This window comes from Nitrospiria bacterium, from assembly GCA_035517655.1.
Taxonomy (GTDB): domain Bacteria; phylum Nitrospirota; class Nitrospiria; order JACQBZ01; family JACQBZ01; genus JACQBZ01.
Map to the genome: position 1 here is coordinate 1 of DATIYJ010000041.1, position 25,394 is coordinate 25,394.

The 25,394-nt window shown below is 62.6% G+C and carries 21 protein-coding genes; 5 read left to right on the forward strand and 16 right to left on the reverse strand.

Going from position 1 to position 25,394, the window contains the following annotated elements; all coding sequences use genetic code 11:
• The 7 genes from VLY20_07800 to VLY20_07830 all read right to left on the reverse strand — a co-directional run.
• Positions 1-623 (reverse strand): tetratricopeptide repeat protein (locus VLY20_07800; protein HUK56547.1); only part of this gene is annotated, 623 nt, incomplete at its 3' end.
• Between the two features lie 58 nt (positions 624-681).
• Positions 682-3,114: a protein kinase gene (locus VLY20_07805; GenBank protein HUK56548.1), complete on the reverse strand. Its 2,433-nt coding sequence runs from the start codon at positions 3,112-3,114 to the stop codon at positions 682-684.
• Entirely contained in the window at positions 3,111-4,490 is a 1,380-nt protein-coding gene (locus tag VLY20_07810) for an FHA domain-containing protein (GenBank protein ID HUK56549.1), read from the reverse strand. The genes VLY20_07805 and VLY20_07810 overlap by 4 nt, the downstream gene beginning before the upstream one ends.
• 97 nt (positions 4,491-4,587) lie before the next feature.
• Entirely contained in the window at positions 4,588-5,016 is a 429-nt protein-coding gene (locus VLY20_07815) for a hypothetical protein (GenBank protein ID HUK56550.1), read from the reverse strand.
• A complete protein-coding gene (locus VLY20_07820; GenBank protein ID HUK56551.1) occupies positions 5,013-5,441 on the reverse strand; it encodes a TraR/DksA C4-type zinc finger protein in 429 nt (142 codons plus the stop codon). The genes VLY20_07815 and VLY20_07820 overlap by 4 nt, the downstream gene beginning before the upstream one ends.
• A gap of 7 nt (positions 5,442-5,448) precedes the next feature.
• Positions 5,449-6,366 carry an OmpA family protein gene (locus VLY20_07825; protein HUK56552.1) on the reverse strand — a complete coding sequence of 306 codons (918 nt, stop codon included), beginning with the start codon at positions 6,364-6,366 and terminating at the stop codon, positions 5,449-5,451.
• A 7-nt stretch (positions 6,367-6,373) separates the two neighbouring features.
• Positions 6,374-6,820, reverse strand: a complete 447-nt coding sequence (locus VLY20_07830) for an NUDIX hydrolase (GenBank protein HUK56553.1) — start codon at positions 6,818-6,820, stop codon at positions 6,374-6,376.
• A gap of 180 nt (positions 6,821-7,000) precedes the next feature.
• Here VLY20_07830 and VLY20_07835 point away from each other — a divergent pair, with 180 nt between their 5' ends.
• The 5 genes from VLY20_07835 (at position 7,001) to VLY20_07855 (ending at position 14,683) form a co-directional block, all read left to right on the forward strand.
• Positions 7,001-8,482: an efflux transporter outer membrane subunit gene (locus VLY20_07835; protein HUK56554.1), complete on the forward strand. Its 1,482-nt coding sequence runs from the start codon at positions 7,001-7,003 to the stop codon at positions 8,480-8,482.
• Between the two features lie 111 nt (positions 8,483-8,593).
• Positions 8,594-9,724 carry an efflux RND transporter periplasmic adaptor subunit gene (locus VLY20_07840; GenBank protein HUK56555.1) on the forward strand — a complete coding sequence of 377 codons (1,131 nt, stop codon included), beginning with the start codon at positions 8,594-8,596 and terminating at the stop codon, positions 9,722-9,724.
• 15 nt (positions 9,725-9,739) lie between these two features.
• Complete coding sequence (locus VLY20_07845; GenBank protein ID HUK56556.1) at positions 9,740-12,823, forward strand: efflux RND transporter permease subunit; 3,084 nt, start codon at positions 9,740-9,742, stop codon at positions 12,821-12,823.
• A gap of 129 nt (positions 12,824-12,952) precedes the next feature.
• Positions 12,953-13,378, forward strand: a complete 426-nt coding sequence (locus VLY20_07850) for a tetratricopeptide repeat protein (GenBank protein ID HUK56557.1) — start codon at positions 12,953-12,955, stop codon at positions 13,376-13,378.
• A 177-nt stretch (positions 13,379-13,555) separates the two neighbouring features.
• Complete coding sequence (locus VLY20_07855) at positions 13,556-14,683, forward strand: HD domain-containing phosphohydrolase (protein HUK56558.1); 1,128 nt, start codon at positions 13,556-13,558, stop codon at positions 14,681-14,683.
• A gap of 260 nt (positions 14,684-14,943) precedes the next feature.
• Here VLY20_07855 and VLY20_07860 read toward each other — a convergent pair whose 3' ends face one another.
• From VLY20_07860 to hrpB, 9 genes are all read right to left on the reverse strand, one after another.
• A complete protein-coding gene (locus tag VLY20_07860; GenBank protein HUK56559.1) occupies positions 14,944-16,344 on the reverse strand; it encodes an alkaline phosphatase family protein in 1,401 nt (466 codons plus the stop codon).
• 169 nt (positions 16,345-16,513) lie between these two features.
• On the reverse strand, positions 16,514-16,804 hold the full coding sequence (locus tag VLY20_07865; protein ID HUK56560.1) for an RNA-binding protein: 291 nt from the start codon (positions 16,802-16,804) through the stop codon (positions 16,514-16,516).
• A gap of 100 nt (positions 16,805-16,904) precedes the next feature.
• A complete protein-coding gene (locus VLY20_07870) occupies positions 16,905-18,587 on the reverse strand; it encodes a RecQ family ATP-dependent DNA helicase (protein ID HUK56561.1) in 1,683 nt (560 codons plus the stop codon).
• 224 nt (positions 18,588-18,811) lie between these two features.
• Positions 18,812-19,231 carry a hypothetical protein gene (locus VLY20_07875; protein HUK56562.1) on the reverse strand — a complete coding sequence of 140 codons (420 nt, stop codon included), beginning with the start codon at positions 19,229-19,231 and terminating at the stop codon, positions 18,812-18,814.
• A gap of 125 nt (positions 19,232-19,356) precedes the next feature.
• The gene (locus VLY20_07880; protein ID HUK56563.1) at positions 19,357-19,944 is read right to left on the reverse strand and encodes a nitroreductase family protein; all 588 of its coding nucleotides are present in this window, start codon (positions 19,942-19,944) and stop codon (positions 19,357-19,359) included.
• Positions 19,945-20,192: 248 nt separating this feature from the next.
• The gene (locus VLY20_07885) at positions 20,193-20,903 is read right to left on the reverse strand and encodes a hypothetical protein (protein HUK56564.1); all 711 of its coding nucleotides are present in this window, start codon (positions 20,901-20,903) and stop codon (positions 20,193-20,195) included.
• Positions 20,904-20,944: 41 nt separating this feature from the next.
• Positions 20,945-21,652, reverse strand: coding sequence for a DUF2225 domain-containing protein (locus VLY20_07890; protein ID HUK56565.1), 708 nt, complete (start codon positions 21,650-21,652; stop codon positions 20,945-20,947).
• Positions 21,653-21,824: 172 nt separating this feature from the next.
• Positions 21,825-22,634, reverse strand: coding sequence for a phosphatase PAP2 family protein (locus VLY20_07895; GenBank protein ID HUK56566.1), 810 nt, complete (start codon positions 22,632-22,634; stop codon positions 21,825-21,827).
• 133 nt (positions 22,635-22,767) lie between these two features.
• A complete protein-coding gene (gene hrpB / locus VLY20_07900) occupies positions 22,768-25,374 on the reverse strand; it encodes an ATP-dependent helicase HrpB (GenBank protein ID HUK56567.1) in 2,607 nt (868 codons plus the stop codon).
• Between the last annotated feature and the right edge of the window lie 20 nt (positions 25,375-25,394).

Below are 25,394 nucleotides of genomic sequence, written 5' to 3' on the forward strand. Positions count from 1 at the left end.
CGGTTGTAATAAATCTGGCCGATGTTGAAATGCCCGATGGCCAGATCCGGTTTGATGCTCACCGCTTTTTCGAAGGCCTCGAGAGAAAGGTCGTCCCGGCCTTCGTGCGCGTAGGCGACGCCGAGATTGAAATGGGCCATCGCAAACCGGGGCCGGAGGGCGATCGCCTTTTGGTATTCGCGAACGGCCTCCTCAAACCGGTTTTCCTGATCGAGAATGACGCCGATGGCGTCGTGGGCCTCGGGCAGACGGGGGTCGAGGTCGACGGCGCGCAACAGATCGTTGCCGCCCTCCTGAACAAGCCCCTGACCGGACAGTAGAATCCCGCGCGCGCAAAACGCCTCGGCGAACGACGGTTTGAGTTTGAGGGCGGCCGTGTATTCCTCGACGGCGACCTTCGGGTCGTTGCGGCTTTCGGCAAGCCACCCCTTGGCGAAGCGGCCGTACGCCGATTGCGGCTCCCGGGCGAGGATTTTTTGGAAGAGGTCCGTTTTCTCCGTCGGATTCTCCGAGGCGAAGGCCTGACGGAACCAGCCTCCGACCGGGTCGGCGGCGGCCGACGTCGGGATCGAGTGGATCGAGAGAAACAGAGTGAAGGCCGTTAGCGCGCGGTTGCAACGCATGGAGCTACACTACCAGAGGGGTCGGGGCATGTCAATTCAGGATTGAAGGCGTAGCCGGCTATCGAACCTTGGCTTCGAGGTCGGCCGCGATCTCCTTGGCCCGCTGATACCGTTGGTCGGCGTCCTTCGACAGGCATTTGAGGATGATCTGGTTCAAGGCCTCGGGGATCTTCGGGTTTAACGCGCGCGGAGGCGTCGGAGGCGTATGCAGGTGATGGTAGTAGACGTCGCCCTCGATGAAGGGGGGGCGGCCGGTGGCCATGCGGTAGAGGGTGCAGCCGAGGGAGTAAATGTCCGTCCGGTGGTCCACCCGTTTCCCCTGAATTTGTTCCGGAGACATGTACAGCGGCGTGCCCTTCACGCTGGTCCCCTCCATTTCCGACTCGGAAAGGATCTTGGCCAGGCCGAAGTCCATGATCTTCACCGTGTGTTCTTTGTTGATCATGACGTTGGCCGGTTTGATGTCCCGGTGGATCACGTTCTTGTTGTGCGCGTATTCCAATCCCTGGCAGATCTGTTTCGCGATGGCGACGAGGTCCTTGGTCGGAATCGAAGGGCTTTTTTCAAGCAATTCCTTGAGCGTGATCCCGTCCACGAACTCCATCACGATGTACGGCTCGACCCCTTCGGAGCCGGTGTCGTAAATGGTCACGATGTTCGGGTGGTTGATGGCGGCCGCCACGCGGGCTTCCTGGAGAAAGTTTTCGAGGACCTTCGGGTTGTCCCTCACGCTGGGGGGCAGCACTTTGTAGGCGACGATGCGGTTTAAGACCGTGTCTTCGGCCAGGTAGACGACGCCCATGCCGCCCTGTCCGAGTTTCTTGGACAGTTTGTACCTCCCCTTGGGTCCGCTGGCATCGGCGGCCTTCCGGCTCTCGGCGGCGGATTGCTCCCGCCGGAGCGCCTCCCTCGCCAGATCAACATGGTTCCGGACGTCCTTGTAGTTGTAATTCTCGGCCATCACTTTTTCAAACAGGAGCAGCGCGTTTTGGTATTCGCGGTTTTTTTCGTAGACCAGGGCGAGGTTGTAATAGGGATCTAGGTTGTCCGGCCCGATCTCCTTTTTGTTGATCAACTTTTTATACCGTTCGCGGGCCGCGTCCAGCATCCCGCGGTCCATGAAGATCTGGCCCAGAGCCAGCGACGCGGCGTAGTAGTGCTCCGACTGGGTGTCCACCTTTTGCAGGAAGGCGACGGTGTTTTCCATCCGTCCCAGCTTATGAAAGATCATTCCGGCTTCGTAATAGTCGCCGCTCTCATCCAAAAGGCGCGCGGCCACTTCATACGCGCCGGATTGAAGGTACAAGCGGGCCGCCTCTTTGTACCGTTTGGCTTTTTCGAGGGCCTGGGCGGCCAGAAGGGTGTCCCCGCTGGATTGAAAAATTTCATTGGCGCGGCCGAAATCGCCCCCCTTGATCAACATCTCGCCCGCCTTCTTCATCTCGCCGGCCTTTTCGTACAGGTCTCCGGCCTGAAGGAAGTCTTCGGCCTTTTCAAACATGCGCGCCGCCTCCAGGTAATTCCGTTCATCAAGATACATCTCGGCGCTGATGAGATGGGCTTTTTTCGCGTTTCCCATCTGTTTGTACAATTCGGCCGCCTTCAGATAATTCTTCCCTTGGTAGTAGAGGTCGGCCGCCTTCTGATAATCCTTGACCGAGAGATAGGCCTCGGCCGCGTCGGCCGAATAGCCCCCCAGGGAAAGAATTTGGGCCGCCTTGACCGGATCGCCGGCCTTGACGAACAAGCGTCCGCTGTGTTGGGCATAGGAATTGACGATCTGTCTTTGATCGGCGGTGGGCATGGTGGTCTTCATTCGGATATTCTCCTGAAGATAGAGCTTCTCGAGGAGGTCGGCGGCCTTGCCGTAGGCTTGGCTGCGTTCATAACAACTGGCCGCTTTCTGGAAATATCCGGTTTTTTCGTACAGGCGGGCCGCTTCTCCGAAGTTTCGGGCCTTTTCAAAAATCTCGGCCGCCATGAACTCTTTATTTCCGGCGAGCAGAACTTCGGCGGCCTTGTTGTAATTTCCGGCCCGTTGGTACATCGTTCCGGCCCGCTCGTAGTCGCGCGACATTTCATAGGCTCCCCCCGCGAGGGCCCAGTTTTTCTGTCGTTCGTACAGGCGGGCCAGCGGTCCGAAGGACTGTCCTTCCCGGTACATCTGGATCGCCTCGTCCACCTCGCCGGCCAATTCGTAAAGCTCGCCGGCCCGGACGGGGTTGTTTTCCCGCCTGGCGCGTTTGGCGTCCTTTAAGATCGCCCCGGTTTCGGATGAGCCGGAGTCGCCCGCCCTGGACGTCCCGCTGAAGAGCCTCTGCAGCATTCGGGCGACGACGATCATGACCACCAGCGCGGCGATCAGACCGAGGATGGTGGCGGTGTCGAAGTTGTGGATCGTTTCCTCGGCGACGGCGAGCATGTCTTTCAGACGGTCGAGATAAGGCTTGATCTGGTCCTGATCGATCGCCTGGAGAAGGGGTTGCGTCACGAGTCGACCTCGATGACTTTGAAGGCCGAATCGCCGATCCGGATGAGGTCCCCCGCGGCCAGGCGTTGGGTGCGGACCTCCCGGTCGTTGATGAGGCTGCCGTTGGTGCTTTTCAGGTCGATGAAATAGTACCCGTCCTCCCGCCGCTCGATCGCGGCGTGGTGGCGGGAGGTCTTGGGATCGTTGGTGTTGATATCGGCCTTGGTCCGGCCGATGACGGTTTTATCCTTGAGGGAATATCGGGTGCCGCTTGCTTTGCCTTCGCACATTTCCAGGCCCAGGACGGTCGGTTTTTCTTTCTTTTCGACCGGCGGAGAAAGCACCTCGGCGGCCTGTTGAAGCAGCGCCTCGTCCAGTTTCAGGGCGGTCGTATCCAGGCGGGCCAGCCGGGCCAGGTCCCCCTTCGGCGGCTCCTGCGATTTTTCGACGAACATGATCCGGCAATCGCCGATCCGGATCTCATCGCCGTCCGAGAGCGCGACGGCGGAGATTCGTTTTCCGTTGACGAGCGTTCCGTTCCGGCTCTTGAGGTCCTCCAGAAAGAATTTCCCCTGGCCTTCGCGGATGGTCGCGTGTTCCCGGGAGGCGACCGTGTCGTTGACCACCAGGTCGCAGTCCTGATTGCGGCCGAGGGTGAACCGGCTCTTGCCGATCGCTTTTTTTTCGACCGACTCTCCGCCGGCCAGAAATACCAGTTCCGGCCGTGGCCTCAGGAAGTATTCGACGATCCCGCCGGGCCATTCCGGCCATGGCAGTTCGGCGTCCTCGGCGGCCGTCACCCGGACGTCGTAGTAGGCCTGGATCGTCACGGGCTCGGGGGATTTACCGGCGTAGGCGTATTCCAGGAATTGATCTTCGTTGGAGCCGTCATCGGAAACCGAATCGGGGTCGGCGAAAAACGCCTCCTGAAGTTTTCCCTTTAAAAAATAGAAAAGGTTCAGGTCCTCCTTCCGCATCTGGCTGACGACGACTTCCCGGCCGGAGGACTTGATCTGGTGCAGCAAGGATTCCAGGTTGACGAGATCGGTCGTGCCGGAAGTCGTGGGGAGCTTCTGGGTCAGCGCCAGGAGACATTTGAAGAGCACCGGATTGGCGATTTGCAGCGTAAGGCCGGGCCGTTCCATCGAGGCCAGGCTGTGAAAATAATCCCGGAGCGTCAGGGACCGGAACCGGTCTCCTTCGAGTCGCGCGGCCGCGTAGGGACTGTTTTGCAGTATGAAAAGGAGCAGAAAGGTTGTCGCATCCTCGGCCAAGAGGATCCAGCCGGAAGGGCCGGTCTGTCCCTTGACCAATTCAAACAACGAATCAATAACGCCGGGGGAATAGGGACGACGGGTAAAAACCGTTTTCGTTTGTGGCAGCCGTGCTCGGGACATTTTCAGACAAACCACCGCATTATTTCTTCATTGTAATAAATGACCGAAAGATTGTCAACGGTCTGATTTTCCGTGATTTTTAGCGATGTCTTCGTTTTCAGGGATTTTCGTCAGGAAGGATCGGCGACGTCGTCGTTGAAGGGGCGGCCTGGAAGGTGAATATCCGCTCCCGATGCAATGTGTACATTCGGGTGCTTCCCCAAAAAGGCTGTCCGTAACGGATATCGAGCGTGAGATGGCGGACCTCCGTCTTGAACCCCTTGCTTTCCAAAAGTCGGGAGGTGGTCGGATCACGATCGGAAGCCTCGACCCGGAGCCGGATGTCTTCCGGGCGGAGTTCCAATCCGAACCGGTGCGCTTTATTCAAAAGCAAGGGCGTCAGGCCGGACTCGGTCAGGTCGCGCGCCGATTCCATGTAGGAATCAACCTCCCGGGCGAATTGCCCCCGGCTCCAGGCGGCCGTTGCGTAGGAGAAACCGAGCCCGCCCGCCGCGAGAAGCAGTCCGATCAGAACGATCTTTTTCATTTAAACCGGTCTTCCTCTTTCTCGATCTTCTCGAGCGTCTCCTGTTTTTGCTGGCATTCGACGCAGAAAGAGGTGAACGGCATGACCATCAACCTTTTTTCCAAAATTTCGCTGCCGCATCCTTCGCAGATTCCGTACGTCCCTTCCTTGAGGCGGAGCAGCGCCTCGTTGATCGCCCTCAGCGTCTTGTTCCGCATCTCGAGAAGGGACAGGTCCAGCTCCTCGGCCATGTCCAGCATGGCCTGGTCCCCGGTGTCCAGGACATGATCGATCCGCTTCTGGAGGTCGTCGCTGAACTGGTGGCCCATCTGCTCTTCCAGATTGCGGGTGACCTCTTCTTTTTTTTGCAACAGGATTTTCCGAAGGGCTTCCTGACGGTTGCCCGACGGTTTCGCGGCCTTTACCTTTTGGCGTTTGTTCGGCATGGCTTCCTCATGGGGAACGCGATGGTGGTTTGGGTCCTTCGGCCGGCCGGGCCGTCTCAGGCGGCGGCAGGACGATTTCGATTCGGCGGTTCTGGGCGCGGCCCTCCTTCGTCTCGTTGGGGGCGACGGGACGGTTGTCCGCGAAAGCGGCGGCCGACAATCGCCCGGACGGAACCCCGCCCGGTCCGGACAGATACCGGACGACGCTGACGGCCCGCGCGGCGGACAGCTCCCAGTTGGTCGGGAATTTGTTCGCGCGGCGGGATCCGATCGGGGTGTTATCGGTGTATCCCTCGATCCGGACCGGCTGGTCCGCGACCGATTTCAGAATCTCGCCCGCGCGGTCCAACAGCGCGCGACCGGCGGGCTTGATATCGGCGCTTCCGGAATTGAACAGGGCCTTTTCGGCGATCCGGATCGAAAGCCCGGCCTTCTCCTGGTCGACGCTCAGATCGCCCTTTTGGATTTCATCCCGGAAGGCATCGACCCATTTGTCGCGGATCGGTTTCAGGATCTCGGTATTCTCTTCGCCGGCCTTTTGCGCCGCCGCGAGGCGGGTCCGAACGTCGTCCAGTTCCTGCCCGCGGGCGTCGAGGGTTTGCGACAGATCCCGGACCTGACTGGACAGATTCGCGACCTCTGCGACCAGTTCCAGGTTGCGTTTGACGAGTCGGTCCGCGTCCTGGGATTCGAGCTGCCCCTTGTTCTCGCTCTCCTTGATCTGCTGGCGCAGGTCTTGGATGACGCCCTGCCGGGCGGCCACGTCCGATTTCAGGGCCGCGTTCTCGCCCTTGAGCCGGTCCAGATCGCTTCGCGCGGCCGCAAGATCCTTCAAGGCGGCCTGATGAACCGAGGACGAGACGCCGCAGCCCGATGCGAGGAGCATCGCGAGGCCCATTCCGATTTCGAACCAGGGTCGCCGCATCGGGATCCTAAAGGGTTCTGAGAAGGTCGCGGGCTTTTTGCACGATTTCTTTTTCGGTCGGGTAGACCGTCGCCGCCTCGGCCGCGTCCAGCGGAAACCAGGCGGCGTCCTCAACCTCCTGGTCGTGATCGGTCGTATCCCCCCCGCGGTAATTCATCAGGTAGAAATGAACCGTCTTGTCGATCTTGGCGCGGTCTTCCTTCGAATAAAATTGATATTCGGTTTCACCGATCTTCCGGAGAATTTCGCCCTCCAGGCCGGTTTCCTCGCGAACCTCCCGGACGGCCGCGCCTTCCAGGCTCTCGTCCGGCTCAACCCATCCCTTCGGGAGACACCAGACCTGTTTCCCGTTTTTCAGCGTTTTCCGGATCAGGGCGATCTCGATACCGGCGGCCGCCCGGCGGAAGATCACGCCGCCGGATGAAATTTGATGTATGGCGCCTCGGGGTTTCATCAGCCTTGGATTTAGGTAGGACACTATAGCATGAGACACGACGTTTGACAAGGCGCGGCGTCCGGTTTGGGGTCCCGCCCCGGGAATCGCAAAAATAATCCTTGACGGGAAACGGACGGATGCCTTATGGATATAGGTTAGGTCGGCATGGTTTCGATACAGGTTTTGGAGCGGTGGGACATGGAACGCCCCTGGGTGTTTTTGAAGATCGCGGTCATTTCCGTGATGGTCGGCGCGGCCTTGACCGGGTGCGCGGTCGGCCCGAATTTCCGACGGCCCGAGGCTCCGGGCGTCAACGGCTACACGGCCGCGGCGCTGCCGGAGGAAACGTCCGCCGCGCCCGGGAACGGCGGCGAGGCGCAGCGCTTTGTCTTAGGGCGGGATATCCCGGACCAGTGGTGGACCGTGTTCCATTCCAAGGCGCTCGACGAATTGATCCGGCGGGCGCTCGCGGACAGCCCGACGCTGGCCGCCGCGCAGGCCACGTTGCGCGAGGCGCAGGAGAACGTTCGCGCCGATATCGGCGGGGCCCTTTTTCCGACCGTGGACGGCAGCGCCTCGGCCGGACGCCAGAAGATCTCGGGGGCCGCGTTCGGCCAGCCCGATCTTCCGGGCAACCTCTTCAATCTCTACAACGCCTCGGTGAACGTCTCCTACTCGCTCGATTTCTTCGGCGGCGCGCGGCGCGAGCTGGAGGCCCTGGAATCCCAGGTCGACTACCGGCGCTTTCAACTGGAGGGGGCGTACCTCGCGCTGACGTCGAACCTCATCACCACCGCGGTGCAGGAGGCGTCGCTGCGCGGGCAGATCCGCGCGACGCAGGCGATCCTGACGGTCCAGGAAAAGCAGCTGGACGTGGTCGAGCGCCAGTTCCAGCTGGGCGGGGTGTCGCGCTCCGACGTTCTCGCCCAGCGGACGCAAATCGCTCAGACGCGGGCCGCGCTGCCGCCGCTGGAATCGGATCTTTCGCAGACCCGCCACCGGCTGGCGGTGCTGGCCGGCCGACTGCCCGTCGAAGCGGATCTGCCCGAGTTCGATCTCGACGCGTTGCAGATTCCGCAGGAGCTTCCGGTCAGCCTGCCGTCGTCGATGGTCCGGCAGCGGCCCGATGTGCTCGCGTCGGAGGCCCTGCTGCACCAGGCCAGCGCAAAGATCGGCGTGGCGACCGCGGCCCTGTTCCCGCAGATCACGCTGAGCGGCAGTTACGGGTCGGAAACCAGCCGGGTTCACGATCTCCTGAGCGGCGGCACGACCGTCTGGAGTCTGGGAGGCGGGTTGCTGCAGCCGATCTTCCACGGCGGGCAGCTGAGGGCCGAGCGGCGCGCCGCCGTCGCCGCGTACGATCAGGCCGCGGCGCAGTACCGCGGGACGGTGTTGCAGGCGTTCCAGAACGTGGCCGACGTCCTTCGCGCGCTGGAGGAGGACGCGAACGCGCTCAAGGCGCAGGCGGACGCCGAAGCGGCCGCGCGCGAGGCGCTGGACCTCGCGCAGAAGCAGTTTGAGCTGGGGGCCGTGAGTTATCTTTCGTTGCTCAACGCCGAACGCCAGCATGAGCAGACGCAGGCGGGTCTGATTCAGGCCCAGGCCGCGCGCTATGCCGATACCGCGGCGCTGTTCCAGGCCCTGGGGGGCGGGTGGTGGAACCGCGCACCGGAAAATTGAAGTAGAGGGTCTCCCCAGCGAGCAAAGCGAGCGAGAGGGGGAGGCTCCGTCTGGCTTTGCCAGCGGAGGGGGCGACGTGAGCCCCCTACAAATCAGAACGGAGATATTTCGATGACCAAGCGTATGGTGATCATGTTGTTGATCGTCGGCCTGTTGTTCGGCGCCATCTTCGGCTTTCAGGCCTTCAAGGCGAAGATGATCAAGCAGTTCATGGCGTCCATGAAAATGCCGCCGGCCACGGTCACGGCGATGAAGGCCGAACTCCGGCCCTGGCAGCCGCAACTGAACGCGGTGGGGAGTCTGCGCGCCGTGCACGGGGTCGACGTCACCAGCGAGATCGGGGGGCTGGTGCGGGAGGTGCGCTTCGCGTCGGGGGACGAGGCGAAGGCCGGCCAGGTGCTGGTGCAGCTCAACGCCGACGCGGACGTCGGGCTGCTGCGGTCCCTCGAGGCGGCGGCCGAACTGGCCCGGACCACCTACGAGCGCGACAAGGCGCAGTTCGCCATCCAGGCGGTCAGCCAGGCGGCGCTCGACGCCGACGCCGCCGATCTCAAAAGCAAGGAGGCCCAGGTGGCGCAGCAGGCGGCGGTGGTCGACAAGAAGACGATCCGGGCCTTGTTCGACGGGCGGCTCGGCATCAACGCCGTCAACCTCGGGCAGTACGTGAACCCGGGCGACAAGATCGTCACGCTCCAGTCGCTGGATCCGATCTACGTCGATTTCTCCCTGCCGCAGCAACAGCTGTCGCGCGTGAAGCTCGGACAGACCGTCACGGCGACCACCGATGCATATCCCGGCCGCGCGTTCGAAGGGAAGATCACGGCCGTCAACCCCAAGGTGGATCCGGACACCCGGAACGTGCAGATCGAGGCGACGGTCGCCAACCCCAAGCACGACCTCCTGCCGGGGATGTACGCGTCGGTGACGGTCGAGTCCGGCGCGGTCCAGTCGTACCTGACCCTGCCGCAGACCGCCGTGACCTTCAACCCCTACGGGGAAAGCGTCTACGTGATCGAGGAGGGCGCAAAAGGCGCGGACGGCAAGCCGGTCCTGACCGCCAAACAGACCTTCGTGACCGTCGGCGAGACCCGCGGCGACCAGGTGGCGATCGTGAAGGGGATCAAACCGGGCGACCTGGTGGCCACGAGCGGCCAGCTCAAGTTGAAAAACGGGAGCGCGGTGGTCGTCAACAACACGGTTCAGCCCAGCAACGACGTCTCGCCCGCGCCGACGGACCAATAACCCGGGAGCTTCCTCATGCGTTTCACGGATCTTTTTATTCAACGGCCGGTGCTGGCCACCGTCATCAGCCTGATGATTTTTGTGTTGGGCATGCGTTCGGTGGGCTTGCTGCCCGTGCGCGAGTTCCCGGAAACCCAGAACGCGGTGGTGACGGTGGCCACGACGTACACGGGGGCCGACCCGGCGCTGGTGGCCGGTTTTATCACCACCCCGCTGGAAAACTCGATCGCGCAGGCGAACGGCATCGACTACCTCACCTCCTCCAGCGCCCAGAGCGTGAGCACGATCCAGGCCAACCTGCGGCTGAACTACGATCCGAACAAGGCGCTGACCGAGATCAACACGCAGGTCAACGCGGTGCTCAACCAGCTGCCGAAGGAAACGCAGCAGCCGGTCCTGACGATCGCCATCGGCGAAACGATCGATTCGATGTACATCGGTTTCTACAGCACCGTGCTGTCGACCAACCAGATCACCGATTATCTCATCCGGGTGGTGCAGCCCAAGCTGCAGACGGTCGACGGCGTGCAGACCGCCGAAATCCTGGGCAAGCACCAGTTCGCGCTGCGCGCGTGGCTCGACCCGGACAAGATGGCGGCCTACCGCCTGACCGCGGCCGACGTGAGCAACGCGCTCGCCGCCAACGATTTCATTTCCGCGGTCGGACGGACCAAGGGGCAGATGGTCACGGTGGACCTGACCGCCGCGACCGGCCTGCACTCGGTCGATGAATTCCGCAACCTCGCGATCAAGGCGCAAAACGGCGCGATCGTGCGCCTGGGCGACGTCGCGAACGTCACGCTCGGGTCGGACGACTACGACACGGCCGTGGGCTTCGACGGCCAGACGGCCGTTTACATCGGCATCAAGGTCGCGCCGAGCGCCAATCTCCTCACGGTCATCGACAACGTCCGCAAGGCCTTCCCGCCGATCCGGGCGCAACTGCCCGAGGGGCTCGGCGGCAAGATCGTGTACGACGCGACGAAATACGTGAACAGCTCGATTCACGAGGTGGTCAGCACGCTGGTCAAATCCCTGCTGATCGTCACGCTGGTCATTTTCCTTTTCCTCGGCTCCCTGCGGTCGGTGGTCATTCCGACGATCGCGATGCCCTTGTCGTTGATCGGCGCGTTCTTCGTCATGCTGGTTCTCGGGTACTCGATCAACCTGCTGACGCTGCTCTCGCTGGTCCTGGCGATCGGCCTGGTCGTGGACGACGCGATCATCGTGGTCGAAAACGTCCACCGGCATATGGAAGGGGGAATGTTGCCCATGCAGGCGGCGCTGGCCGGCGCGTACGAGCTGGCGGGGCCGATCATCGCCATCACCGTGGTCCTGATCGCGGTCTACGTGCCGATCGGGTTCATGGGCGGCCTGACCGGGGCGCTGTTCACCGAGTTCGCCTTCACGCTGGTCGGCGCCGTGACGGTTTCGGCGATCATCGCGCTGACGCTCTCGCCGATGATGTGCTCGCGGTTTCTCAAGCCGCACGGCGGCGGGCAGGGCCGCTTCGTCCGATTCATCGACGGCCAGTTCGAGCGCCTGCGCGCCGGCTACGCGCGCCGGCTGCACGGGGCGCTCGACACCCTCCCGGTCGTCGGGGTGTTCGCGGCGATCATCCTCGGCAGCATTTACTTTCTCTACGCCAACGCCAAGAGCGAGCTGGCCCCGCAGGAGGACATGGGCGTCATCATCTCGCTGGTGACGGCCGCGCCAAACGCCACGCTCGATCAGACGCAGCTCTACACCCGGGAGGTTTACAAGACCTTCGCCGCGTATCCCGAGACCGACCACGTGTTCCAGCTCGACGGCATCAGCGGGGTCAACTCCGGGATCGCGGGGATGGTGATGAAGCCGTGGGACGAGCGGAAGCGCACCACGATGGCGTTGCAGCCGGTCGTCCAGCAGCAGCTCGGGGACATCGCGGGCGTGCGGGCGGTGGCGTTCCAGCGGCCTCCGCTGCCCGGCGGCGGGCGGGGCCTGCCGGTCCAGTTCGTGATCGGGACGACCGATTCGTACGAACGCCTGAACGACGTGTCGGTGGCGATGATGGACAAGGCGCGGGCCAGCGGCATGTTCATGTTCGTCGACAGCGACCTGAAGTTCGACAAGCCTCAGACCACGGTGCAGATCGACCGCGACAAGGCGGCCCAGCTGGGGCTGACGATGCAGACCGTCGGCGACGCGCTCGGGTCGATGCTGGGCGGCGGGTACGTCAACTACTTCAGCCTGGCCGGGCGCTCGTACAAGGTGATCCCCCAGGTGATGCAGCGCGAACGGCTGAACGCCGAGCAGCTCCGGGACTACTACATCACGACCGCGACCGGCGGGTCCGTTCCGGTCTCGACGATCGCGAGCCTCAAGACCGTTGTCGTGCCCGAGACGCTGAATCACTTCCAGCAGCTCAATTCGGCCATGATCTCGGCGGTGCCGTCCATCGGCATCACGCTGGGGCAGGCGCTGGACACGCTGGACGCCGAGGCCAGGGAGGTCCTTCCCCAGGGCTACAGCATCGACTACGGGGGGCCGTCGCGGCAGTACAAGCAGGAGTCGAGCGCGCTGATCGTCACCTTCTTCTTCGCCCTGATCATCATCTTCCTCGCGCTCGCCGCGCTCTTCGAAAGCTTCCGCGATCCCCTGATCGTGCTGGTGAGCGTGCCGATGTCGATCTGCGGGGCGATGATCTTCATCAGCCTCGGCGTCGGCGGCTCGACCCTCAACATCTACACCGAGGTCGGTCTGGTGACGCTGATCGCGCTGATCAGCAAGCACGGGATCCTGATCGTGCAGTTCGCCAACGACCTGCAGCGGGAGGGGCGGAGCAAGCGCGAGGCCGTGGAGACGGCCGCCGGCATCCGGCTGCGGCCGATCCTGATGACGACCGCGGCGATGGTGCTCGGGGTGTTGCCGCTGATCACGGCCTCCGGCGCCGGCGCGGTGGGCCGCTTCAACATGGGCCTCGTGATCGCGGCCGGCATCTCGATCGGCACCCTGTTCACGCTGTTCGTGGTGCCGGCGATGTATATGTTCCTCGCGACGGACCGGACCCGGGCGGGGGCGGCCGTCCCGAAACCGCCGGCCCTGGCCGCCGGAGCTTGACGGGGCGGGCCGGGCCCGCCACATTTTTCTTGACAATGCAGGGCCGGTTGGGTTTTGCTATCCCTTGAGAGATCATCCGGGCGTCCCGTACAAGGCGCTTTTAATAATAATCAAAAGAGGAGGCTTCCCATGCGCGCGTTCGCATATTACGGTTTGGCCGTAATCCTGACGGCGTCATTCATGTTTGTTTCGGTCCAGGGCATAAAGGCCGCCGAAAAGAAAACGGAGCCGGCCTTGGAAGTTCCGGCCGCTTCGGCCGGGGCGGGGCATAATGCGGAAGGCATCAAGCAGTACAACATGGGCATGTGGAAAGAGGCGGAAATGCATTTCGGCGAGGCGGTCAAGGCCGACGACAAATCCGCCGAGGCGCATTACAATCACGCGCTGTCTTTGGATAAATTGGGCAAGCACAAGGAGGCCACGGAAGAGTTCGACCAGGCCCTCAAGCTGGCCCCCGACAACAAAGCCATCGCCGATTCCCCGATCCTGAAGGCCCATCTGCAGAAAATGAAGAAGATGGAGAAGCCGATGGAGCAACCGAAAGAATCCTATTAGGATCGTAATCGTCGACGATTCGAAGGGCCCGGGGGAGATTTCCCGCCGGGCCCTTTTTTCGTTTCGGACCCGGCCGCGGCCTGTTTTCGGAGGCCGTGAACGGCGCGGATGATTGACAGCTTTCGGAGGGACCGTTATCATTAAAGGGAACGCCATCCACCCACAGAGTCTCCGACCATGGATTTTCATCAGGACGTCTTAAAGGAACTCAATAAAAATATCACGCTCTCGGAGAAGCTGGAATCGATCCATAAGGTATTGAAGAACCGCTTTCCCTTCATCGACCGGATCTCCGTGGCCGTCTACGATGCCAAGACGGACCTGTTGAAGACCTTCAGCCACAGCAGCGGCCGGCAGGCTCCGCTGGTCCGTTATGAGGCGAAGATGGGGGAGTCGCGCTCCCTCACGGAGATCCTTGATACCGGCGCGCCGCGCGTGATCAACGACCTGGCCGTGTTCGATCACCCGGAACGGGAGCACACGAAGCGGATCGCGGCGCGGGGCTACGCCTCCAGCTACACGATGCCGATGTACGTCAACGGGGCCTTCTTCGGTTTCGTCTTTTTCAATTCCCGCAGGAAGAACGCCCTCGAGCCCGAAGTGCTCCATTACCTGGACGTGTTCGGCCATCTCGTCTCCCTCACGATCGTCAACGACCTCATGACGATCCGGACGATGCTGGCGACCGTCAAGGCCGCGCGGGACATCAGCGCCCACCGGGACATGGAGACGGGGGCCCACCTCGACCGGATGTCCCATTACGCCCGGCTGATCGCGAGGGAACTGGCCGAAAAATACGGCTTCGACGACGAATTCATCGAGCATATCTTTTTATTCGCGCCGCTTCACGACATCGGCAAGATCGGCGTGCCGGACGCCATTCTCCGGAAGCCGGCCAAGCTGACCGAGGAAGAGTTCGAGCTGATGAAGTCGCACACGCTGAAGGGCCGCCAGATGATCGACGCGATGCTGAAGGACTTCGGGCTCGATTCCTTCCAGCACATCGACGTCATGCGAAACATCGCCGAGTACCACCACGAGATGATCGACGGCATGGGCTACCCCGATGGCATGAAAGGGGACGAGATTCCGATCGAGTCGCGGATCATCGCCGTGGCGGACATCTTCGACGCCCTCACCAGCCGACGGCCCTACAAGACGGCCTGGACGAATGAAGAGGCCTTCGCGATGCTGCGACAGCTTTCGGGGATGCAGCTGGACCCGGACTGCGTCGCGGCGCTCGTCAGGAACGCCGACCGCATCGATGAGATTCAGAAACGCTTCCGCGAAAATCCGTTCGCATGATTGGTAGGGGCTTGCGTCGCCCCCTCCGCCGGCCCAGCCGGACGGAGCCTTCCCCTCTCGCTCGCGTTGCTCGCTGGGTAGACCTCTAATTAGAAGTGACTTTCCTAATGTTACATTCGGCGGGTCCTGTCCTTCGGTTGGATCGCGAGCCGTTTGGGGCCGGACCCTTCGGCTCCGGCGGCTTCCGTTCGATTGGGCCCTGCCGGCGGGTGGCCGCAGGCGGGGCTGCCGAAGGACAGGACCCGTCGAATAGATCTCTTTTACGGTTTCCGGGAAAAGTCGAAGGCGTTCAAGATGTTGTTCGCTTTTGCGTCGCGCGGGCCGAGCGGCTTAAGGTCCCAGCGGGACTCGATGAATTTCAGGATCGACGTGGTGTCGTAGGGGGTGTGGTCGACGAAGCCCCGCTTGGCGTAGGGCGAGACGATGATCGCCGGGACGCGGGTGCCGGGCCCCCAGCGGTCCGCGACGGGCGGCGCGACGTGATCCCAGCGGCCGCCGTTCTCATCGTAGGCGATGACGACGGCGCTTTCCTTCCAGTAGGGGCTTTCCATCACGGAATCCACCAGGTGTTTCACGTAGGCCTGGCCCTTGAGAAGGTCGGCGTAGCCGGGGTGCTCGTTTTCGGAGCCGATCGGCTTGACGAAGGACACCGCGGGCAAGGTCCCGTCCTTGAGCGCGGCGAGGAAGTCCGAGACGTCGCGCAGATGCTCGGCCTTGGCCGGCGTGCCGTCGGCGTACGCGGCGAAATAGTTGAAGGGCTGATGATGATACTGGAATAGTTTATCCGGCTTCCCGGCCATCGCGTCGTTCCAGCCTCCGGAGTACCAGGCCCAGGAGATCCCCTTTTCGCTCAGCCGGTCGCCGATCGTCGGCATCGTCTGGCGCGGCAGCAATTTTTCCGGGTCGGCGAGGCCGGCGGGACGGGGCCGGTTGAGGGGAAAGACGGTGTTGACTGCGTAGCCGTCGGGCGTGACCGCGCCGTCTTTCTCAAGACGGCCGCGGGCGTCCAGTCGAACGACCTCGCCGCGCGGCGGGTGGGGCCACCGTGGCGTGCAGGCGCAGACCAGCCAGATGTGGTTGAGAAAGGATCCGCCGAACGCGGCGTGAAAGAAGCGGTCCGCGAGGGTGAACCGCTGGGCCAGCTGGCCTTCCGGGCCGTCGCTGACGTCGTAGTAGCCCATTGCGAGGCCGGCCGCGTCGCTCCACGCGACGAACTTGTCCATCTTTCCGCCGTCGATCTGGTACTGCTCCTGATAGAAGCGGTGGACCAGGTCGCCGGTTTTCATATTGGGCAAAACGTAGTCGCCCGCGTCGAAGGGCCCGACCGGAAGGTCCTTCGGGAAGCGCGGGTCGGGACCCGGCGGCTTCCGGGTCGTATCGATCGGCTGCGGCAGCGTTCGATACGGCCGTCCGTCCTTCATCACCTGTTTTGCCGCCCTCCCGGCACGGGCAAGGCCGTCCGCGCCGGGGAACTTCCCGTACAGGCCGTCGAAGCTCCAGTTCTCCTGATAGATCACGACGACGTGGTTGATCTTCTTCAGGCCGGAGGCCGTCGCGCCTCCGCCGGGCGCGGCCGCCCGAAGACCGGAAGCGGAGAGGATCGCGGCCGCGATCCCGGCGATGAGGAGAAGGCGCGGTCCGTGCCGCGCTGCGAAGTTCATGGATCCCTCGTCAGCCATTATAATTCGCGACGACGCCGTCATGCGCGTTAAAGGCCTCGAGCCGGCGCTTTGACCATTCGCGCGCCTGCTGTTCCGTCATGATACACATCTCCGGTCGATTTGGCTGTGAGGTTGGGCGACAGAGAATAGTTCTCTGCCCCGTTTTTAGTCAGGGGCGTCGCCGGCCTCCGGGTCCTCCTCGTCCTCCTCCTCGATCTTCGCGTGGACGGGCTTCATTGACGTTGATCGCTCGGCCTTTTAACTCTTTTCCGTTCATGCCCTCGATCGCCGCCTGGGCCTCCGAAGCGGCGGGCATCTCCACAAACCCGAACCCTCGGGACCCTCCCGTGAACTTATCCTTGACCACCTCGGCCGATTCGACTTTTCCAAAGGACTCGAAGGCCTGGCGCAACTCTTCATCCGCGACGTCGCGGGATAAATTGCCCACAAAAATTTTCATCGATTCTCCTCTCCTGTTAAGGTCCGGTTCATGACGCCCAAGCGGAGCGCCGCGCAATGGCTGCATTTGGGGCAGCCGAAAAAGATAAGCATTCGGGCGCTCATTTATTCAACTCGGCCAGGAAAGTCGCCCCGTACCGAGCGAGCTTCTTCGGCCCGACCCCGCTGATCCGAAGCAATTCGTCTTCCGTGGAGGGGCGTTGCGCCGCCATTTCGAGCAGGACCGCATCGCTAAAAACGATGTAGGCCGGGAGGCCCTTCTCATCCGCCAGGCGCTTTCGCAATACCTTCAAGCGGGCGAACAGGGCGCCGGCCGCGTCGGGAATTTCATCCGACGGAACGGCGATACGCTTTTTGCTTCGAGGAAGCGGGCGATGCGCCGCCGCGGATGGAAGCGTCTCCAGCAGGTCCCACTTCCCGCAGACATCGCACGAGGCGCCGCAAGGCGCGAGGGTCTCGCCGAAGTAGGAGACCAGACTTTGATGCCGGCAGGAGTTGCGTTCGGCCCAATGGAACATCTCCCGCGTCTGCGCCTTCACCTTGTTTCGGAGTCGATCATCCGCGAGGTCGTCCAGGAAGCGGTCGTAGCTTAAGACCTCCGACCAGGAGTAAAAGAGGATGCAATCGCTTCCCACCCCGTCCCGGCCGGCGCGACCGATCTCCTGATAGTAGCCCTCGAGGCTCTTCGGCATGTCGCGATGGATCACATAGCGGATGTTCGATTTGTCGATCCCCATGCCGAAGGCCACCGTCGCCACCATCACCTCGGCGTCGTCCCGTTGAAAAGCCTCTTGCGATCGGGACCGAAGGTCGTTCTCCATCCCGGCATGATAGGGCAGGGCGCGAACGCCGCGCGACGATAGAAACGCGGCGGTCTGCTCCACGCTCCTCCGGCTGAGACAATAGATGATCCCCGACTGTCCGGCGCGGGATTGAACCAGCCGCAGTATATCTTCCTTGGTCTCTCTTCCATTTCCCTTCTTGTAAACATGAAGGCGGAGATTCGGACGAAAGAACGATCCGCGGAAGCGGAGCGGCGCGACCATCCCCATCTGCCGGATGATGTCGACCGAGACCTCTTCGGTCGCGGTCGCCGTGAGCGCCAGGACCGGAACATCCCCGAAGCGGGACTTCAGCCCCGAGAGGTTTCGATACGAGGGCCGGAAGTCGTGGCCCCATTGGCTGATGCAATGGGCCTCGTCGACCGCGATGAGACGGATCCGGCAGGTCGACAAAAAATTAAGGAGAGGACCCTCCAGGCCCTCCGGGGCGGCGTAGACCAGATCATACTCCCCCGCCGATAATCGCGCCGTCCGCTCCCGACGCTCCGCGGGGGTCAGGCTTGAATTGATGAAGGTCGCCCGAATTCCGATTTCCGTCAAGCCGTCGACCTGATCCTTCATCAAGGCGATCAACGGTGAAATCACGAGGGTCGTCCCGGAAAGGATCCGGGCCGGGATCTGATAGGTCAGCGACTTGCCCGCCCCGGTCGGCATCACTCCGATACAATCCCGCCCCGAGAGAACCGCCCGGATGATCTCTTCCTGCCCCGGTCGAAACGAGGGATAGCCGAAGGTCGACTTTAAGACTTCCCGAGGCTCGGGCGCGGAGGATCTCGCCGGGGGAGGGGCGGAGGAGGACAGAATCTGCAGGGAGGCGATCAGGGACGGACTGAAGAGCCGCGGTTCCGACCGGAAAAGGTCCCGCAGCCGATCGAGCCGCTCATCGAAGGATCGGCCGATCTTGGGATCGTCGGCCTTCTCCAAGGCGACAAGACGCGCCAAGGCCTCCACCTCCTGCGCCACCTGATCTTGGGACCATGGGTTAGACATCAGCGATGAGCTTAAAGGAGACGCGGAAAAAACTCAAGGGGATAAAATTTTCCGGTCACGGATCGAAAAATATTTCAGTCCGTCCCACATCCCGGCGGCAACGGCCCCACCGGCTCCGGTGCGGGGGAGCAATGTCGTTTTGCAAGACCTGACCCCACGCCTTTCGGGTTATTGGCTTATTTCCTTGCTCCCAACAGATTGAATTGGTCGTTAAAAACAATATTGGCAAGAAACCAATCGGATTTTGGTTTATAAAAATAGAATTCCCAAATCGTTGGTCCCTTCTCCGACTTTAGAACATAAACATAGCGGACGATGGACGTGCCGAATCGTTCTTCATGGATTAACTCACGCCCTAGAACCTTCCCATAAAGTCCCAAGGCCGTCTGGGTTTGCTGCTTCAAAAGCGTGACTGCCTGCGGTTTGTCTGTTGGGATACTCGAACCCACAAAGAGTTGATCATAGGCGCTACCGATATGACCTTGGTGTACCTCATTAAGAAAAGTCTCTACCATGGCCTTTGGCAATCCGTCATCCGCGGCGTAAGCACTGATCGGACAGAAAAGTAAAATTGCGAGAAAAATTCCTTTCTTCATTTCGCCTCCTTTCAGCTTCGTGAAAACCTGAGGCTAAAGCCGATCTGCATCCGCCCCCCTTCCACGGCCTATATATATAATAGATACAGATCGAATATATTGCTCCTTTTAGGTGGGCCCTCGGGTCATTTCCAGGCGAGAATCTTCGGCTCCTTTCGGGAGGTGGGAGGCGTCTCGCCGCTCGGGTGGCCGACGATGATCGGGGCGAAGGCCGTGAAGCCGGCCGGGATCCCTATCTCCGTTTTTATCCCGGGATTGTTCAGGGCCGGAAGCGCCGAGCCGATGACGCAGCTTCCGAGTCCCATCGAGCAGGCGGCGAGCATGAGGTTCTCGGCGGCCAGCCAGCAATCGGCCGCGATGAACGGGCCGGTCGTCACGGCGCCGATGACGATGAGCGTGCCGGCGTTGTAGAAGAGGTTGAAGTCCGGCCGCCCGAAAATCTCAAGCGCGTGGCCGCCCCGGTCGAGATGGGCGCGGTGAACCTCCTCCGCGAAGAGCGGCTTGGCCCGATCCGAGATGCGCTTCAGCGCGCTTGCGTCCTGGAGGATCACAAAGGCCCAGGGCTCCTCATGCACCGCCGTGGGGGCGCGAACCGCGGCGGCGAGCAGCGCGCGGACGGTGTCCCGGTCGAGCTTACGGGGCGAGTAGTCGCGAACGGAGTGCCGGTTGTGGATCGCGTCCATGATGTTCATAACGGAATCGGATAGGGTCATGATGTTCTCCCTTCAACGATAAATCGTTTCAATCTGAGGTTTGTGATGGATCGGGCCGGCGGAGCGGGCCGGTGAATCATGGATAGAATGGAAGGGGAGCGCGCGAGCATAAGGGGAAGCCTCCGGAAGCCGGGTCGAGGGTCGGGGCCTTGTTGTAGACCGCGGCTCAGGCCGGCCTTGAATCATTCCAGAATATACCGGATACGGAAAAAAAGAGCAAGAACGACGGTGAAAAAGACCGAGCCGGTTCAGGGACGATTTTTACCGCAGCCTTGTCCGGGCACCGTGTCGTCGCAAAGGTAGAACCGCTGCAGGTACCGTGTCCAGTCCTCGATCGTGGCGTCGTCCAGACCGGGGGACCGTCGCGCCCGGATCACACGGTGCAGGCCGTACCGGCCTTGAAACACGCGGTAGACGTCGGCTTCTTCCATCGGGACGGCGGGGTTAACGCCGGGGTATCGGTCGCACGCGATGTAAAAGATGACGGAGGGGTAGGGCCCCGCGCGATCCTCATCAAGCTTTCGGAAGGTCAGGGTGTTCGCGCATCGGTTCCGGGCCGAAGCTTTTGTCGCGTCCATCACGGCCGCGGGATCGGGAACGACGGAGAAAGTCTCGCCGCCGTCGTAGGCGTACACCTTCGAGGTTCGCCAGTCCGTCCGCATCGTCAGCAGATCCGTCCAGCTCGTCACGGTTTCCGGGGGCAGCACGTATTCCGCGATGTCCACGTTCAAACGGGAGGTGGCGTGACCCAGGACCCACGGTTCCTTCACCCACCGGTCCATCATCACCGTCTCGGACGGCGGACTCTGGCGCAGCGAGGCGACCTCGTTCGTCAGTTCGACCGGGATGTACTCGACGGGGAATTCGAGCGGAGATTCGACGGCGCGCTCGGCGCAGCCTCCGAGAAGGATGACGATCAAGGGACCCAGGGCCGGCCGAAACGCGGTCTTCCGATTCATGGCTGAAACCGTTTCTAGCGATGACGATCACGGCCCGGGAATTATTTCTTGTGTTCGGGGATATCGTGAGCGCTGCTGTCCTTGCCGGCGATGAGGTCCATTTGATACTTGATGATTTCGGGATAAATGCCCTGCTTGAATTCCGGCAACGCGCCCAGTTCGGTGAATTTCGCCTTGGCCTCGTCAAAACGTCCGAGGCGGCGCGCAAGTTCACCCGCGAGCAACTGGGCGGTTTCCCATGTCCGGTCCCCTTCCTTCTTTCCGGCCGCCAGATACTTTTGGAAATGCTGCAGACTCAAATCGAGATATTGCTTTTCCTTTTCGGGCTGGTTTTCCACTTCCCATGAGGCTTCCAGATAGGTGTTGCTGATGTTCCATTCCGTGTTCCCCATGTATTCGAAGGTCTTTGCAAGCAGGAAGTAGGGCGTGTTGTCCTTCGCCAGATTCTGATAGTCCTGGGAAAGGACGAATTTCTGAAGGCGCTCCTTCTCGTCGGCTGTAAAGTCCTTTTTGTAAACGACAAAATGATTCGTCGGGCATACGGGAATTCGACGCGGGACCTTGAAGAACCCGATCGGTTTCAAGTCGAGCCTCATGCCGAGCCGGGCCCCGGACGGATCGACGGGGGTCTTAAATTTCGTCCCGTCCAGAGGGCAAGTGACTTCCACCTCGGTGTCCTCGGCGGCGGCCAGGCCGCCGATGAAAATCAACAGTACAACAAGCCAAACCCATCTGCGCGGTTTAACCATCGTCATTTCTCCTCTGCATTCGCCCGTCTCCGGGGCGGGTTCGCGATATCCCGCATGATCGGTGAAACGTCAATAAGACATGTCCGATGTCATTCTTATATAATCCGCTTTCAAAAATAAGTCAATATTCGGTGACGAAGCAGCTCTGTATTTCTTCGCCCTGCGCGCCCGCTCAAAATTCCCAGACCAGGATGAGCCCCCGAGGGAGGGGCCAGATGTGGATCGACACCGGAGGAGTCCACTTCTTGTCGGCCACCCAGTAGCCGATGGAGCTGCCGATGCCGGCGCCGAGAATCACATCGGACAGGTAATGCTTGTCGTCGTAGATGCGCGAGAAGCCGGTCCCGGCGGCCATGGCAAAGAGGAAGGGAGTCTGCCAGTAGCCAAGGGTCGAGCGGAAATCCGCGTCCAACACGGACGCCATGGTGAAGGCCTCGGTGGTGTGGTCCGACGGGAAGCTTTCGTGGCCTTTCTTGAAAATGAACGGATGAAAGGCCAGCGCCCGGTCATGGTACAAAGGCAGCGCGCGGCCGCTGACCTTCGTGATGAGGGGCGTGACGAGGCCCGCGGCCAGGAAGCTCGCCTCCATGCCGTCGGCGGCGGCCCTTTTAACGGGTCCGAAATTGGAAACCGTCCCCAGGCTCCAGAGGTAGGCCTCCAAGGGCACCTGATAGTGGTAGTCTCCGAAGGAGGTCGAAAGATTGCTCAAGGAATGGTAAAAATCGGTCCGGTGCCCCTGGACATCCGTTTGAAATTCGCCGTCGTGGGCGAGGGCGAACCAGGTGGCGGCCATCACCCCTCCGGTGAGCATCCATTGTGTGCCGGAGAAGCCGATCGGTTGGGCGGGAAGCTCCCGAAGGTCGATCCAAAGCCGCACGGGGTAATCCACGGAGGGGGCCTGGTTCTCCTCGGCGTAGAGAAGGGAGTCCCGGTATGACACCAGGGCCAGGAAACAGAAAAAAAGTAAGATGTCTCGCGTCATCTTTTGGGGTGATCAAAGGCGACGGCCGTCCCGGCCGGTCCGCACGAATCCATTTCGCAAGCCAACGGCGGGTCAATCAAAATATACCGGAGGCATGAAAAAACGTCAAGACGGGGCCCGGGCCGGCGGTTCGTCATCGGAACGACCGCCGCTTCGCGCGCGCGGTCGGTGTCGCGTTCCACGGATCGTCGGGCCACGGATGCCGGGGGTAGCGGCCTTTCAATTCCTTCTTCACCCCGGCGTAGGTCCGTTCCCAAAACCCCCGCAGATCCTGGGTGACTTGAATGGGCCGGCGGGCGGGCGAGAGGAGATGCAGCGTCACGGGAATTTTCCCGAAGCCCACGCGCGGCGTGTCGGCCGATCCGAACATCTCCTGCAGCTTCACGGCCAGCGCCGGCGGTTCTCCCGGCCGGTATCGAAGCTGCAGCCGCGACCCGGAGGGAACCGTCAGGTGCGTCGGCGCGCCCTCTTCCAGCCGCTGTCGAAGCTTTAAGTCCAAGCGGGCCTTCAGAATCGCGGCAAGGTCCAGCCGGTCGAGATGCTCGCGGCGGACGACCTGCCTGCCGGCAGGCACGGCGCCGCCCAGATAAGGCCCGATCCATTCCTCGATCGTTTCTTGCAGCGCCGCGTCGGAGATATCCGGCCAGCCTTCCTGCGGGAACCATTGCCTAAGCGAGAGGACCCGAGCCTGATAATCGCGCGCCTCGCGAGACCAGGGGAGGGCCGCCACTCCCATGCTTCGGACGCCTTCCAGCGCGGCGGCGCGCAGCTTCTCCGGGTCCGGATCGGGGATCGCGCCGCTTCCGATAAGCAGTTGGCCCAGCCGCTCTTGGCGTTGCGCGATGATTTTTTGCCGCTGCGGATCCCAACGAACGACCTCTTCCGTTATGAACGCGTCGGCCAGCCCCCGCCGCAACGCCTCGATCTCGACGGCGGCGGCCAGATGGATCGTCCCCTCCGTCTCCTGCCTGCCGGCAGGCACGGCGCCCGCGTCGAGACTGGCCGCGACGAGATACGGCGGCCGCATCCGGTGCTCCTCCTTCGGCAGCCGCGCGCCGCGTCCGGAGGCGAGCCGGTAGCGGACGTCGCCGGGGGAGCGTTGCTGCGCGATCCGGTCCGGATAGGCGAAGGCCAGAAGCAAACCGGTTTGATCGAGGTCCCCCGCCGTCCCGGTCGTTTGATTCCGAACCAGACGAAGAAGCTGTCGCGCGGCCTGGTCGACGCGCTGGCAGGCGGCCGGATCGGCCCCGAACGACTTCGCGCCGCCCCGTCCGCGCGCGCGGAAAGCCCTCAGCGCCTCGATGCGAATCAGAAAATCGGCAGAACGCCGGCCGTCGCCCGCGAGCACGTCTCTCTCCGAGAGAAGGGCCGCGACATCGCAAGCCAGCGGAGCCAGCCCCGTCGCGCCGGCCCGCTGGACCATATGGGCGAGACGGGGATGGAGCGGCCACGCGGCCATCGCCCGCCCGGCCGCCGTGATCGCGCCGGCCGGATCGAGCGCGCCGAGCTCGGTCAGAAGACCGCGCGCCCGGGCCAGCGCGCCCGCGGGCGGCGGGTCGAGCCACGACAGGGTCTCGGCGTCGTGCGCGCCCCATTGCGCCAGTTCCAGCGCCAGCGGCGTCAGATCGGCGGCGCGGATTTCCGGGACCGGCCGGTCCGTCAACCCGCGCTGGGTCGCCTCGCTCCAGAGACGGTAGCAGACGCCGGGGCCGAGCCGTCCGGCCCGTCCGGCGCGCTGCTCGGCCGAGGCGCGGGAGACGCGCATGGTCGTAAGCCGCGTCAGCCCGGTCCGCGGATCGAACTCGGGAACCCGGACGAAGCCGGAGTCGATCACGACCCCGATGCCTTCGATGGTCAGGCTGGTCTCGGCGATCGGCGTGGCCAGGACGATTTTGCGCCGGGCGCTTGGGTTCGGTCGGATCGCCCGGACCTGCGCCTCCCAGGGGAGATCGCCGTAGAGCGGGTGGACCCCGACCGGCGCGCCCCCGCCCGCCGGACCGGCAGGGGCCAGCGCCGCCTCCAGCAGTTCCTGCGTTCGACGGATCTCCCGGGCTCCCGGTAAAAAAACCAGCAGGTCGCCGTTGTCCTGTTTCAGCGCGTGCAGCACGGACTGTTTTACGATCTCCGGAATCCGGCCTTCAAGATCGCGGGGATCGTGCGCCGCGTAACGAACCTCGACCGGAAAGCTGCGCCCGCGGCTGCTCAGGACCGGCGCATCTCCGAGGAGCGACGAGACGGCCCGGCCGTCCAGCGTCGCGGACATCACGAGAAGCTTCAGGTCCTCGCGCAGCAGGCGGCGGCTGTCGATGCAGAGCGCCAGCGCCAGGTCGCCGTGCAGATGCCGCTCGTGAAACTCGTCGAAGATCACGAGTCCGACACCCTCCAATCCCGGATCGGACTGGAGCCGGCGCGTGAGGATCCCCTCCGTCAGCACCTCGACGCGCGTTTTCGCCGATACCTTCGAATCAAAGCGGATGCGGTAGCCGACCGTCTCGCCGACGGGTTCGCCCAGAAGCTCGGCCATCCGCGCGGCCGCGGCGCGCGCCGCCAGGCGTCGGGGCTCCAGCATCAGGATCGACCGGTCCGCAAGCCACGGCTCCTCCAGCAAGGATATCGGAACGACCGTCGTCTTTCCGGCGCCGGGCGGCGCCTGCAGGACGGCGGACGGGCGGGCCTTCAGCGTTTCCCGCAGCGAGGGGAGAATCTCATGAATCGGCAACGGAACGGTTGAGCGGCTCATCGTTTTGAATCAGGGAGGAT